The sequence below is a fragment of the Streptomyces sp. NPDC003456 genome (genome assembly GCF_042878735.1).
Lineage (GTDB): Bacteria > Actinomycetota > Actinomycetes > Streptomycetales > Streptomycetaceae > Streptomyces.
Genome location: NZ_JBIAOK010000005.1, coordinates 280,262 through 293,669, shown reverse-complemented (window position 1 = coordinate 293,669; position 13,408 = coordinate 280,262). Strand labels below are relative to the sequence as shown.

At 73.1% G+C, this 13,408-nt stretch carries 12 protein-coding genes; 5 read left to right on the top strand and 7 right to left on the bottom strand.

Features of this window, described 5'->3' with window-relative positions:
* Positions 1-134 precede the first annotated feature (134 nt).
* Genes ACFYWG_RS22330 through ACFYWG_RS22315 form a run of 4 tightly spaced genes read left to right on the top strand, consistent with a single transcriptional unit; the run spans position 135 to position 4,012 of the window.
* Positions 135-2,624 carry a nitrate- and nitrite sensing domain-containing protein gene (locus ACFYWG_RS22330; protein WP_389203047.1) on the top strand — a complete coding sequence of 830 codons (2,490 nt, stop codon included), beginning with the start codon at positions 135-137 and terminating at the stop codon, positions 2,622-2,624.
* A gap of 27 nt (positions 2,625-2,651) precedes the next feature.
* Complete coding sequence (locus tag ACFYWG_RS22325; RefSeq protein ID WP_333934841.1) at positions 2,652-3,083, top strand: roadblock/LC7 domain-containing protein; 432 nt, start codon at positions 2,652-2,654, stop codon at positions 3,081-3,083.
* A 1-nt stretch (position 3,084) separates the two neighbouring features.
* Positions 3,085-3,444 (top strand): DUF742 domain-containing protein, encoded by a 360-nt coding sequence (locus ACFYWG_RS22320; protein ID WP_376325157.1) that lies wholly within the window; start codon positions 3,085-3,087, stop codon positions 3,442-3,444.
* A complete protein-coding gene (locus ACFYWG_RS22315; protein WP_383503913.1) occupies positions 3,431-4,012 on the top strand; it encodes an ATP/GTP-binding protein in 582 nt (193 codons plus the stop codon). The genes ACFYWG_RS22320 and ACFYWG_RS22315 overlap by 14 nt, the downstream gene beginning before the upstream one ends.
* 65 nt (positions 4,013-4,077) lie before the next feature.
* Here the strand turns inward: ACFYWG_RS22315 and ACFYWG_RS22310 are convergent, their stop codons facing one another.
* From ACFYWG_RS22310 to ACFYWG_RS22285, 6 genes are all read right to left on the bottom strand, one after another.
* Positions 4,078-5,031: an ABC transporter substrate-binding protein gene (locus ACFYWG_RS22310; protein WP_383503912.1), complete on the bottom strand. Its 954-nt coding sequence runs from the start codon at positions 5,029-5,031 to the stop codon at positions 4,078-4,080.
* A gap of 78 nt (positions 5,032-5,109) precedes the next feature.
* Positions 5,110-5,775, bottom strand: coding sequence for an ABC transporter permease (locus ACFYWG_RS22305; protein WP_376325150.1), 666 nt, complete (start codon positions 5,773-5,775; stop codon positions 5,110-5,112).
* On the bottom strand, positions 5,772-6,476 hold the full coding sequence (locus ACFYWG_RS22300) for an ABC transporter permease (RefSeq protein WP_385417471.1): 705 nt from the start codon (positions 6,474-6,476) through the stop codon (positions 5,772-5,774). Before ACFYWG_RS22300 ends, ACFYWG_RS22305 begins: the two co-directional genes overlap by 4 nt.
* Complete coding sequence (locus ACFYWG_RS22295; protein WP_383503910.1) at positions 6,473-7,588, bottom strand: ABC transporter ATP-binding protein; 1,116 nt, start codon at positions 7,586-7,588, stop codon at positions 6,473-6,475. The genes ACFYWG_RS22300 and ACFYWG_RS22295 overlap by 4 nt, the downstream gene beginning before the upstream one ends.
* A gap of 83 nt (positions 7,589-7,671) precedes the next feature.
* The gene (locus ACFYWG_RS22290) at positions 7,672-9,129 is read right to left on the bottom strand and encodes a sensor histidine kinase (RefSeq protein WP_389203043.1); all 1,458 of its coding nucleotides are present in this window, start codon (positions 9,127-9,129) and stop codon (positions 7,672-7,674) included.
* Entirely contained in the window at positions 9,126-9,824 is a 699-nt protein-coding gene (locus ACFYWG_RS22285; protein WP_383503908.1) for a response regulator transcription factor, read from the bottom strand. Before ACFYWG_RS22285 ends, ACFYWG_RS22290 begins: the two co-directional genes overlap by 4 nt.
* Before the next feature lie 254 nt (positions 9,825-10,078).
* Here ACFYWG_RS22285 and ACFYWG_RS22280 point away from each other — a divergent pair, with 254 nt between their 5' ends.
* On the top strand, positions 10,079-13,009 hold the full coding sequence (locus tag ACFYWG_RS22280) for an ABC transporter substrate-binding protein (RefSeq protein ID WP_389203041.1): 2,931 nt from the start codon (positions 10,079-10,081) through the stop codon (positions 13,007-13,009).
* Here the strand turns inward: ACFYWG_RS22280 and msrB are convergent.
* Positions 12,997-13,404: a peptide-methionine (R)-S-oxide reductase MsrB gene (gene msrB / locus ACFYWG_RS22275; RefSeq protein WP_376325136.1), complete on the bottom strand. Its 408-nt coding sequence runs from the start codon at positions 13,402-13,404 to the stop codon at positions 12,997-12,999. The genes ACFYWG_RS22280 and msrB overlap by 13 nt on opposite strands.
* Positions 13,405-13,408 lie beyond the last annotated feature (4 nt).

Here is a 13,408-nt window from a genome sequence, read left to right as displayed (position 1 = left end):
CCCGGGCGGGGTCCCCACGCCCACGTGTGCGGATAGCATCCTGCGCATCCCGCGTGCCGAGCCCGGCACACCACCGCGCCCCGCACCCGCCCTCCCCGACCACGCCCCCTCCCCCTGATCGCCCTAGGACGACGATGTCTCGACGGACAGGTGCCCGGCGCCACCTCGGCTCCATGCGCATCTCCCTGGTGCTCCTGGCCCTGGTGCCGAGCGTCACCCTCGCCGCCATGTGGGGCGTGACGACGATCCAGATGTTCTCGGAGGGGCTCACGCTGCGCGAGCAGACGGAACTGAGCCGGTCGACCGGCGCCATGGGCACCCACGCGACCCTGGCCCTGCAGCGGGAGCGCAGCCTGTCCGCCGCCTGGCTCGCCACGCCGAGGGGCTCCCGGGCCGCCCTGGAGGCCCAGCGCGAGGAGACCGACAAGGCGGTCGGACGGCTCGTCGCGCAGGCCGACGCCATCGGCGAGGCGCCCGCCCGCATCTCCGAGCGGCTGTACTCCGTCCTGGGTTCGGTCGGCAGTCTCGAGTACTACCGGGACCAGGTGGACGACCCCACCGACATCACCCCCCAGCAGGCGCTGGACCAGTACTCCTCGATCATCGACGACCAGATCCACGCCTTCCAGGCGCTGTCCCAGGTCGACGACGGGGACCTCACCTCGCAGGCCGGGCCGCTGGTCGGCCTGGAGCACGCGGCGGAGCTGGTCTCGCGGGAGGACGCGCAGCTGACCCTCGCCTGGCCCTCCGGGCACATGGACGACAAGGCGTGGACGCAGTTCACGGAGCTGGTCCACACCCGCCGGTGGCTGGTGCAGGACCAGGTGCTGCCGCAACTGACCGGCAGTGCCAAGGCGCAGACCGAGCGGATCATGGCGGGGCCGCAGTGGCGGGCGCTGGAGTCGGTCGAGGACCGGGTGCTGGCGGCGCGCGGCTCCTCCGCCGACCGCGACCGGATCGTCCTGCCCGAGGAGCGGCAGCGGTGGGACGCCGCCATGGACCGGCTGTCAAAGCAGTACGCGACCCTCATCGACCAGCAGACGACGGGTTTGCTCCAGCGCAGTGCCGACCGGGCGGACGCCCTGCTGCTCAAGGCGGCGCTGCTCAGCGCCGGCGGGCTGATCGCGCTGCTGCTGTGCGTCGGCATGTCCTGGCGCATCACCCGCTCGCTGTCGCGGCGGCTGCGCGGGCTGCGCCGGGCCGCCGTCAGCCTGGCGCAGGAACGGCTGCCCGACGTCGTCGCCCGGCTGGAGCGGGGGGAGACGGTCGACGCGGAGTCGGCGACGCCCCCGCTGGACTACGGCCACGACGAACTCGGCCAGGTGGCCCAGGCGTTCAACACCGCCCAGCGCACGGCCGTGCACACGGCGGTCGAACTCGCCGACACCCGGCGCGGCTTCCAGAAGGTCATCCTGGGCATCGCCCGGCAGAGCCAGAACCTGGTCAACCTGCAGCTGAGCAAGCTCGACACGCTGGAACGCCGGCACACCGACCCCGAGATCCTCCAGGGCCTGTACGAACTGGACTCCACCGCGAGCCAGTTGCGCCGCTACGAGGAGAACCTCGTCATCGTCAGCGGCGAACGGCCCGGCCGCAGCTGGACCGAGCCCGTCGCGCTGATCGACATCCTGCGCAGCGCGATCGGCGAGGTCGCCGAGTACCAGCGGGTGGAGGTGCACACCGAGGAGGAGGTGTTCGTGGCGCCGCCCGCGGTCGCCGACGTCATCCACCTGCTGGCCGAGCTCATCGACAACGCCACCGCCTACTCCCCCGCCCCGAGCCCGGTCACCGTACGGGCCGCCATGGTGGCCAAGGGCCTGGCCGTGGAGATCGAGGACCGCGGGCTCGGCCTGTCGGAGGAGGACTACGCCTCCTTCAACGAACAGCTCGCCGTGCCACCCAAGTTCGACGTCGTCGCGCTCGCCGACGACCTGCGCCTGGGCATGTTCGTCGTCGCCCAGCTGGCCCACCGGCACGGCATCACCGTCACCCTGCGCTCGTCGCCCTACGGCGGGACCACCGGGATCGTGCTGGTCCCGCACGAGGTCGTGGTGCGCGAGACGCCCGGCGGCGGGACGCCGGCGGCCGGTCCGGCCGGGAGGGCGGACGGCGCGCCGGACCCGGCGGACCGGCCCGGCGCCGACGTCGGGGAGGACGCCCCGGCGGACGAGGACGCCCCCGCGGCCGGAGGTGCCGAGACGGACGGCGAGCGGCAGGAGGCCCGGCGGAGCGCCGGGGCGGCGCCCACGGCCGACCGCCCCGCCGGTCCCGCGCGGGCGCGGGAGCCGCGGCCCCTGGTCACGGCCCGCACGGCCCCGTCCGTCGCGTCGGCCACCGCCCGCCCCGTCGTCCCGCGCACCGACGGCCTCGCCCCGCTCCCCCGCCGCGTGCCCCAGACCAGCCTGGTGGAGGAACTGCGCGAGGACGCCGCGCCCGCCCCCGAGGACGCCTCCCCCGACGACTTCACCGCCGAGGCGGCCGCCTCCTCCCTGGCCGGTTTCCAGCGCGGCACCCTCCGGGCCCGGGACGGCGAGGCCGAGCCGCCGTCCGCCGGGGAGACGGCCGCACCGCCCCGGCAGGCCGACCACGGCCCCGTTCCCTCGACTCCGCCCGCCGACCGCTGACGCCGACCGCTGACGAAGGACACCGCAATGACACGCCCCATCCCCGCCACGCACACCCAGCTCGACCAGCTGCTGACCGGACTCGTGGAGCGGGTCGCCGACGTGAACCAGGCCGTGGTGCTCTCCGAGGACGGCCTGGTGGTCAGCAAGTCCACCGGCTTCCTGCGCGACGACGCCGAGCGGCTCGCGGCGACCGCGTCCGGGCTGATGAGCCTCAGCAAGGGCGTCAGCATGGACTTCCGGGGCGGTCCGGTGCGCCAGGCGCTGATCGAGATGGCCAACAGCTACCTCATCCTGACCTCCGCCGGACCCGGCGCCCACCTGGTGGTGCTGACCGGGCCGGGCGCCGACGTGGGCGTGGTGGCGTACCAGATGAACATGCTGGTGAAGAAGATCGGCGAGCACCTCAGCGCGGCACCGCGCGGCACGGCCGGTCCCGCGACCGATCCCGGCGTGTGAGGTGGGCGAAGGCGATCCGGCGGGCCGGCTGGTCAGACCCTTCACCCTGACCGGTGGCCGGACGCGGCCCAGCCGCGGCGACTTCACGCTCATCTCGACGGTCACCGCGGTCGATCCCCCGCCGGCCGCGGCGGTCCGCTGCCAGCCCGAGCACCTGCGGATCCTGCGGGTGTGCGCCGAGCCGGTCGCCGTGGCCGAGGTGGCGGCGCGGCTGGACCTGCCGGTCAGCGTGGTCGTGATCCTGCTCTGCGACCTGCTGGAGGCGGGCCGGATCACGGTCCGACCGCCGCGTCTCGTCACCCGCACCACACCGGACCTGGACCTGCTGCAGAAAGTGAGGGACGGCCTTGGCCGGCTCTGACGTCGTCACCGACGCCTCCGCACCCGACACGGTCAAGATCCTCATCGCCGGGGGCTTCGGCGTCGGCAAGACCACCCTGGTGGGGTCGGTCAGCGAGATCGCCCCGCTGCGCACCGAGGAACCCCTGACCATGGCCGGTCTCGGGGTCGACGACCTGGAGGGCATCGAGGAGAAGCGGGCCACCACCGTGGCCCTGGACTTCGGCCGCATCACCATCAGCCAGGACCTGGTGCTGTATCTGTTCGGCACGCCGGGCCAGCAGCGCTTCTGGTTCATGTGGAACGACCTGGCCCTCGGCGCGCTCGGCGCCGTGGTACTGGTCGACGTGCGCCGCCCCGAGTCGAGCTTCGCCGCGATCGACTTCTTCGAGCGCCGGGGCATCCCGTTCGTCGTCGCCGTCAACGGCTTCCACGGCGAACACCCGTATCCGCCCGAGGACATCAGGGAGGCGCTCGCCGTGCCCGAGCACGTGCAGGTGCTGCTGTGCGACGCGCGCGAGAGGGAGTCGTGCCGTGACGTGCTGATCGCCCTGATCGACCAGCTGATCGCGTCGGCGGTCCGAACCTAGACCCGCCCGCCGCCGGACGGGGGCATCCCGGCGGCCCTCGCCGCCGGGTGCTCACGTCCGGTCGGTCAGCTCAGCCCCGCCGACTTAAGCCACGCCTTCGCGACGTCGAGCGGGTCCTTCTTCTCCAGCTGGACCTGGGCGTCCAGGTCCAGGAGCGTCTCGGTGTCCAGCTTCGCGGAGACCGCGTCGAGCGCGTCGGCGCCCTCCTTCGGCAGCCCGCTCCTGTTCACCAGCGGCGTCACGTTGGCGAAGCCGAAGAGGTTCTCCGGGTCCTTCAGGACGACGAACTTCTCCTTCACGATGGTCGGGTCCGTGGTGAAGATGTCGGCCGCCTGGACGGTGTTGCGGGTCAGGGCCGCCTGGGTGAGCGGGCCGCCCGCGTCGAGCGCCTTGAAGGACTTGAACTCCAGCCCGTACACGGACTTCAGGCCCTTCAGGCCCTGGTGCCGGGTCTGGAACTCGGGCGAGCCGCCGATGACCAGGTCGGGTGCGGCGTCCTTGAGGTCGGCCAGGGTGGAGGAGGCGGTCAGCTTGTACTTCTCGGCCGTCTCGGCGTTGACGGTGACCGAGTCCTTGTCCTCGGCGGGCGAGGACGTCAGCAGCGTCAGCTTCTTGTCCAGCTTGGCCTTCACGGCTTCGTTGACGGCGTCCGCGGACTTCTGCTCGGCCTTGGGGTCCAGGTAGGCGAGCAGCGAGCCGTTGTACTCGGGGAGCACGGTGACGGAGCCGTTCTTCATCAGGCCGTACGTGGTCTCCCGGCTGCCGATGTTGTGCTTGTAGGCGACCTTGATGCCCTTGGCCTTGAGCGCCTCACCGTAGATGTCGGCCAGCAGCGTGGACTCGGCGAAGTTGTTGGAGCCGACGACGACGGTGCCCTTCTCGGCCTTCTCACCGGCCAGGGGGTCGTCGGAGGTGTCACCGGACGAACAGCCCGCGAGCAGTGCCGCCGCGGCGAGCGCGACGGCCGCCGCACCGGTGTTCCTCGTCCTTGACCTGCTGTTGCGCACGGTGGAAGTCATCCGTCGATCCAATCCAGCGGCCTCACGATCAGTCAAGGTCGCCCACGTCACGGTTTTCCTACGAAATCGGTGGGGAATTCAGCGCCTGCGGACACCGGGCGACACGGCCAGGCGTCCCGCCGCCCAGAACAAGGCCAGCGTGACGAGTGCCAGGACGGCGACCAGGGTGGCGCCGCCGACCACCTTCTCGTAGTCGCGCTGGTAGAGCCCGTCGACGATGTACCGGCCGAGCCCCCCGAGGCTGACGTACGCGGCGATGGTGGCGGTGGAGACGATCTGGATGGCCGCGGAGCGCAGGCCGCTCAGGATCAGCGGCAGGGCGACGGGCAGTTCGACCTGGAAGAGGATGCGCGACTCCCGCATGCCCATCCCGCGGGCGGCGTCCACCGGGGACGGGTCGACGGTGCGCACCGCCTCGTAGGTGGTCACCAGGATCGGGGGCACGGCCAGCACGACCAGCGGGATCATCACCGGCAGCAGGCCGAAGCCCATCACGATGACGATGAGCACCAGCAGGCCGAAGCTGGGCAGCGCGCGGGCGGCGGTGGCGATGAGGGCCAGCGCGTTGCCGCCGCGCCCGGTGTGCCCGGTCAGCAGCCCCACGGGCAGGCCGATCGCGGCGGCGAGGGCGAGGGCCAGCAGCGAGTACTGGACGTGTTCGAGCAGGCGTTGGGGGATGCCGTCGTAGCCGTGCCAGTGGGCGCTGTCGCTGAAGAAGGCCTGGACGAAGCCGAGGACGTTCACCGGGCGGCCTCCTGCGCCGCCGGGGCAGGCCCGCGGGTGCCCGCGGCGCGGCGGTCGCGGCGGGCGTTCGGCATCCAGGGGGTGAGCAGCACGCGCAGCAGGACCAGCAGCGCGTCGCAGAGGATGGCCAGGACGGCCGTGGTGAGCACGGAGTTGACGGCGAGTTCGGGGCGGTCGTACTTCTGCGCGTCGGCGAGCAGGTTGCCGAGGGCGCCCTGGTTGCCGATGAGGGTGCCGACGCTGACCAGGGAGATGCTGGAGACGGTGGCGACGCGGAGCCCGGCGACGATGGCGGGCACGGCGATCGGCAACTGCACCTGGACGTACCGGCGTACGGGCCCGAAGCCCATGGCGGTGGCCGCGGCCAGGGTCTCCTGCGGCACCGAGCGCACCCCGTCGACGATGGCCGGGACGAGCACCACGAGGCTGTAGACGGCCAGCGGGATCATCACGGTCAGTTCGGTCTGGCCGGTGTAGTCGATGAGGACGACGAAGAAGGCCAGGGACGGCACCGCGTACAGGACGGTGGTGAGGCCGAGGACGGGCGGGTACAGCCAGCGGAAGCGCACGCAGAGCTGGGCGAGCGGCAGGGCCAGGAGCAGACCGGCCAGGACCGGCAGCAGCGCCTCGCGCAGGTGCAGTCCGACCAGGCCGAGCCAGCTGTGCTGGAGGTCGCTGGGGATGTCGAAGAAGCCGTTCACGAGGCGACCTCGGCCACCTCGGCGGCGTGGGCGCTGCGGATGGCCTCGCCGATGGTCTGCTGCGAGACCACCCCGGTCACCCGCCCGGTGCCGTCCACGGCGACGGCGTGGCCGGACGGGGAGAGCACGGCGCAGTCGAGGGCGACCCGCAGCGAGTCGGTGCCGGGCACGAACGGGCGCCCGGGCGGGACGAGCCGGTCGGCGCGGATGTCACCGGCCGTCAGATCGTGCCGCTCGCCCCAGCCGAGGGGGCGGCCGTCGGCGTCGGTGACCAGGAGCCAGGGGACGTCGGGGGCGGTGATCTGGGCGGCGGTGGCGTCGAGGGGGATCACCGGGCCGGTGGTCAGCGCGAGTCGCGCGGACGGGAAGAACGACAGGCGGCGGATGCCGCGGTCGGCGCCGAGGAAGTCCTCGACGAAGGCGTCGGCGGGGTTCGACAGCAGCTCGGCGGGCGGGGCGTACTGGGCCAGGCGGCCGCCCTCGCGCAGGACGGCGACCGTCGTGCCGAGTTTGATCGCCTCGTCGATGTCGTGGGTGACGAAGACGATGGTCTTGCCCAGCTCGTCCTGGATGCGCAGGAGTTCGTCCTGGAGTCCCTTGCGGACGACCGGGTCGACGGCGGAGAACGGCTCGTCCATCAGCAGCACCGGCGGGTCGGCGGCGAGCGCCCGGGCCACGCCGACGCGCTGCTGCTGGCCCCCGGAGAGCTGGTAGGGGTAGCGCTGGGCGAGGGCGGGGTCGAGCCCGACGCGCTCCATGAGTTCGGCGGCCCGCGCCCGGGCCTTGGGCTTGCCCCAGCCGAGCATGCGGGGCACGGTGGCGATGTTGTCGACGATCGTGCGGTGCTGGAAGAGGCCGGCGTTCTGGATGACGTACCCCATCGACCGGCGCAGGGCGGTGACGGGGCGCCGCTGGACGTCCTCGCCGTCGAGGAGGATCGTTCCCTCGCTCGGTTCGACCATCCTGTTGATCATGCGCAGGGTGGTGGTCTTGCCGCAGCCCGACGGTCCGACGAGGACGGTGATCGAGCGGTCGGGTATCTCCAGGGACAGCCGGTCGACGGCCACCGTGCCGTCGGGGTACCGCTTGGTGACTGATTCCATCCGTATCAAGACGCCGGGGCCCTTCGGGTTGGCGGACGCTGCTGACCGTGATCGTGCGGGCTGTTGTCCGGAGCGAGTCTAGAGGGCGCACGTCACGGGCCCGCGGGGGCCGCTTCCCGCATCGGCAGGCGGACGGTGAACACCGTCGCCCCCGGTGCACCGGTGACCTCGATCCGGCCGCCGTGGGCGTGCACCAGGGAGCGGGCGACCGCGAGGCCGAGTCCGCTGCCGCCGCGGTCGCGGCTGCGGGCCTTGTCGACGCGGTAGAAGCGGTCGAAGACCCGGGCCCGGTCCTCGGGCGGGATGCCCGGGCCGGTGTCGGCGACCCGCACCTCGGCCGCGCCGGGCACCGCCCGCACCTCCACCGACACCCGCGTCCCGGCCGGGGTGTGCACGGCGGCGTTGGTCAGCAGGTTGTCCAGGACCTGACGGATGCGCAGCGGGTCCGTCCGCACCCGTACCGGCCCGGGGCCCGCCGAGACGGTCAGGGGGTGGCCGGGGTGGCCGGCGCGGAAGGCCTCGGCGGCCTGGCCCACCAGGTCGGTCAGGTCGGTGTCCTCCAGCCGCAGGGGCGTGTCCACCTCGGCCGCGTCCAGCCGGGCGAGCAGCAGCAGGTCGTCCAGGAGCACGCCCATGCGGGCGGCCTCGGCGCGCAACCGGGCCAGGTGCCGGTCGCGTTCGGCGGGGGCGTTGGCGGCGGCGTACTGGAAGAGGTCGGCGTAGCCGCGCACCGACATCAGGGGGGTGCGCAGTTCGTGCGAGGCGTCGGCGACGAACCGGCGCAGCCGCTGCTCGGCCTCGGCGCGCACGGCGAGGGAGTCGTCGATGTGCTCCAGCATCGTGTTGAAGGCGGTGCGCAGTTCGTCCACCTCCGGTCCGCCGTCACGGCCGTCGGCGCGCAGCGGCAGCCGGGCCGCCGACTCGGTCAGGTCGTGGGAGGCGATGCCGTGCGCGGTGCTCGCCATGTCGCTGAGCGGTTTCAGGCCGCGGCGCAGCATCCGGCGGCCGAAGACGACGAGGGCGAGCAGGGCGAGCGCGAAGGTGACGACCTGGACGGTGATCAGCTGTCCGACCGTGTCCTGGATCTCCCCCATGGGTGCGGCGCTGACCAGGACCACGCCGGGCTCGACCTCGCAGGCGCGCAGCCGGTAGGTGCCGGCGCCCTCGAGGTGCTCGGTGCGCAGCAGTTCCGTGTGCGCGGCGGTCTGCGCGGAGGCCAGGGCGGTGAAGTCGTCGACGTCCTCGGGCAGGTCGACCGGGTCCTCGGGCCGGCGCAGCTCGGGCCTGCCGGCCGTCACGTCGTACACGGCGTAGAACCAGCTGTAGTACTTCTTGCCCGAGAGGGTGCCGTGGTCGGCGATGCTCCTGGACTGGGCGATCTGCGCCTGGGCGAGCTGGGTGTCGAGCTGGGCCGACAGGTAGTCGCGCATGTAGGTGGTCATGGCCGTGCCGACGACGGCGAACACGACCAGGGACAGGGCGCCCAGGCCCAGGGCCAGCCGGGTGCCCAGGCGCATCCCGCGGTAGGTCCCCCGCAGCCGTGCGATCACCCGGCGGCCTGCCGCAGCGCGTAGCCGAAGCCCCGCACGGTGTGGATCAGCGGGGCTGCGCCGTCGCCGGACTCGTCGAGCTTGCGGCGCAGCCGGCTGACGACCAGTTCGACGACGTTGGAGCGGCCGCCGAAGCCGTACTCCCACACGTGGTCGAGGATCTGCGCCTTGGTGAGCACGGTGGGCGACCTGCGCAGCAGGTAGCGCAGCACCTCGTACTCGGTCGGGGTCAGCGACAGCAGCCGCTGCCCGCGCCGCACCTCGCGGGTGTCCTCGTCCATCGTCAGGTCGCCGACCCGGAGCACGGACCGCTGGAAGGACGGCCCGGCGCTGCGCCGCAGCACGGTCCGCAGCCGGGCCATCAGCTCCTCCACCGCGAACGGTTTGACGAGGTAGTCGTCACCGCCCCGGGTCAGGCCCGCGACCCGGTCGGCGACGCCGTCGCGGGCGGTGAGGAACACCACCGGCACCATCGTGCCGGAGGCCCGCAGCCGGTCCAGGACGCCGAAGCCGTCCACGCCGGGCAGCATCAGGTCGAGCACCACGATGTCCGGGTGGAAGTCGGCGGCCCGCTCCAGGGCGTCCTCGCCGGTGTACGCGGTGACCGCCTCCCAGCCCTCGTAGCGGGCGACGGTCGCGACGAGGTCGGCGATCGGCGGGTCGTCGTCGACGACGAGAAGTCGTACTTTCTCCACGTCCCCATACTGCGGTACGGGCCCGGGGCCGCCACAGCCACCCGTGTCCGACGCCGGGGCCGCTGCCTGACACCTCGTCGACCACCGCTGGTGCCGGGGTCCGGCACCCGGTCCGGCCGACGTCGAGGCTCCGGCCCCGAGGCCCCTCCGGCCGGCCGCCGGCCGCCCCGGAAGCGGAGTCGATCCGTCACCCACTCGGACCCCATCCGCAGCGGTTAACCTCTTGACTCACCGAAGGTGAACGGGGGTTGCCCATGGTGAACAGCGACCGCACGCCGCCGGTCTGCCCCGGGGGTCACGAGGGGACACCGGACACCGGCGCCGGCGTCCACCTCCAGAACCAACTGGAGGTCCTGATCCAGGACTTCCGCACGAGCACCGAGCCGCCCATGCCGGTCTTCGTCGTCCACGCACAGGACGGCGCCGACGACGAGGCCGTGGCCGCGCTGGTGCGGCAGCTGTACACGGGCCAGGGGGCGCACGGCACGCGCTGCGCGGTCGCGCAGGACGCCTACGACGGCGACACGGAGGTGCGCCGGGCCGCGGCCATGGTGCGGGCGCTGAGCGATCCGAAGAAGTGGGGCGGCCCGAGGTCGGTCTACCGGCGCTACGCCTTCCCGCGGCTGCGGCTGGTGCACGCCGTCGACGACGCGGTCGCCGCGCTCGGCGACCAGTGGCCGGCGCCCGCCCACGGGAGCCCGGGAGCCGGTCAGGACCAGCGGCAGCTGCTGCTGAACCAGCTGGCCGAGCAGCGCTGGCGGCCGCGGAACACGGCGCGCTGGCGCTCGGGCCTGCCGCTGTTCGACATGGCGCACATCCTCCCGGCCAGCCTGGTCACCGTGCTCGCCGCGCTCCTGGCGCGCAGCGAGTGGTACGTGGCCGTGGGCGCCGGTCTGGTGTTCCTGCTGCTGCTGACCGTCCTGAACTACGTACTGCCCGGCCGGGCGCCGATCTTCCTGTGGCTGCGCCGGGAGAGCCGCTGGTTCATGACGACGACCTTCCTCAGGGCGGCGGACCAGGACCAGCCCACCGAGGTCTCGCTGCTGCGGCCGGTGCGCTCCTGGAAGGCGATCGCGGCGCGGGCCCACGGCGTGGCCGAGGCGCTGAGGGCGGGCGGCGACTTCCACCTGCAGCTGTGCGTGCTGGCGCTGCGGGAGGACCTGCGCGACAACCACCGCCGGTGGAGCTGGGACCTGCGCGGCTTCAAACGGCCGCGTCCGCCGGTGCTGTTCCTGCCGCGGGCCGACGAGCGCAACGGCGGGATCGAGCTGATCCGCGCGATCAGCGACGTGCGCAGCCGCCGCAGTGAGCTGGACCCGCTGCTGGTGGTCGCCGCCGTGCGCGCGGACGACGTGGCGCGGCTGGAGCGCAGCGTGGTCCGCGCGGCGGCTGCGCCGGCCGCCGAGCCGCCCAGGTTCGGTGACCGGCTGCGCACCTGGTACCGCGAGTGGGGGTACAACCTGCGGGCCGAGCAGTCGCCCAGCCGGGAGCGGTCCGTGCTGCCCTGGGTGATGAAGATCCCGCTGCCGCACGACCAGCTCGCTCCTGTCGAGGAGGGCCGTCCGCACCGGCGGGCCTCGGCCCGGCCGACGTTCGCCCGGCTGGTGTGGGCGCTGCACACCCTCGTCCTGGTGGTGGCCCTGCTGGCCGCGGGCACCGTGATGCGGGCCGATGCCTTGCAGGACCGTTACTGCTCGGCGTCCGTGCTGACCGCCAACCGGGACACCAGACGCGCCCAGACCCCCGGCGGGGCCACCGAGTGCATCGGGATCGCGACGGGCGGCGTGCGTTTCGCCGACTGGCTGCCGGACCCCGCCCCGCAGGGCGCGAACGCGGCCCTCACCGCCGGCGGCCACCCCTGGACGGTGACCGAACTGGAGGAGCGCATCGCCCGGCAGAACGCAGGTGTCCTGGAACGCCACGGCGGCACGTACGTCACGGTCGTCTACGCCGGGCCGCTCAGTGCCGACACCGACTCCGGGTCCTCGCTCGTGAAGGGCGCCGAGGAACTCGCCGGGGTGTACCTGGCGCAGGCGGTGGTGAACCAGAACTCCAGCGTCAAGCTGCGCGTGCTGATCGCCAACGGCGGTGTGGACCTGGGCCACCAGGAGGAGATGGCCGAGTCGATCGCCGCGTACGCCGCGCACGACCCGACGGTGGTCGGGGTGGTCGGCACCGGCCGGGACCTGAAGTCGAGCCGGGCGACGACGGACGTCCTGATGCGGGCCGGGCTGCCGGTCGTCTCCGGCACCAACTCCGCGACCTATCTGCCGCGCGAGTTCGCCAACTGGTTCAGCCTGGCCGCCACCGACGAGTGGCAGACCCGCCAACTGGGCCTCATAGCGGCTCAGTTGCGCAAGCCGGACCGGCGGCAGTACGCGCTGGTCCTGGCCCGGGACACGGCCCGCACCGACGACCTGTACACCGACGAGCAGGCGCGCTACGGCCGGCGGATGCTCCAGCGCCAGGGCTTCACGCTGCACCCCGAGCGCCGCTACCGCCTCAGCGGCGGCAAGCCCGAACTGCGCTCCCACGCCCAGGAAATCTGCCGGGGCGGCCGGGTGCCGTCGGTGGTCTACTTCGCGGGCCGGGTGGAGGACGTCGACCCGCTGATGACGCAGCTGGGCACCGAGCCGGGCTGCGCGGGCAGGCCGCTGGCGATCCTCACCGGCGACGATCTGTCCAAGGCGGACTTCACGGGCGGCGGCCAGTCCGTCGCACCGAACGTCACGCTGTACCACGCGGCCCTGGCCGAACTGGAGAAGGCCGCCACGAGGACGGCCTTCTACCTGGACGCGGCCGAGCACCTGCCCGGCCTGCGGGGCCACCGGCTGCGCCACGACAGTCCCGCCCTGGCCAGCGGCCAGACCGCCCTCGCCCACGACGCGACCCGCGCCCTGTTCTGGGCGGCCACCCGGGGCGACCGGCCGCAGAGCCGCGCCTCGACCTGGGTGAACCTGCGCAGCGTGAAGATCGAGGGCATGGCGACCGGCACCATCGACTTCACCGGCGCCCCGCTGTACGGCGACCGCACCGGGCACAGCATCGTCCTGAAGGCGGTGCGCCGTGCGGACGACGGCACCGCCGACACGGTGGTGGTGTGCCGCCGCATCGCCGGGGACACCCGGCGCCTCACGCAGCGGGAGTGCCGGCTGCCCGAGGCGCCCCGGGCTCAGTCCTCCTGAGGCGCCAGCCGCAGGGCGATGCTGTTGATGCAGTACCGCTGGTCGGTGGGCGTGGGGTACCCCTCGCCCTCGAAGACGTGCCCGAGGTGCGAGCCGCACCGCGCGCACCGCACCTCGGTGCGCACCATGCCGTGCGAGCGGTCCTCGATCAGCTCCACCGCGTCGGTGTCCTTCGGGTCGAAGAAGGACGGCCAGCCGCAGTGCGACTCGAACTTGGTGTCCGAGGTGAACAGCTCCGCGCCGCAGGCACGGCAGGAGTAGACGCCCCGGGTCTTGGTGTCGGTGTACTCACCGGTGAAGGCGGGCTCGGTCGCCGCCTGCCGCAGTACCGCGTACTCGCCCGGGGACAGTTCCGCGCGCCACTGCTCGTCCGGCTTCTGAACGTCGTACGGCATGAGC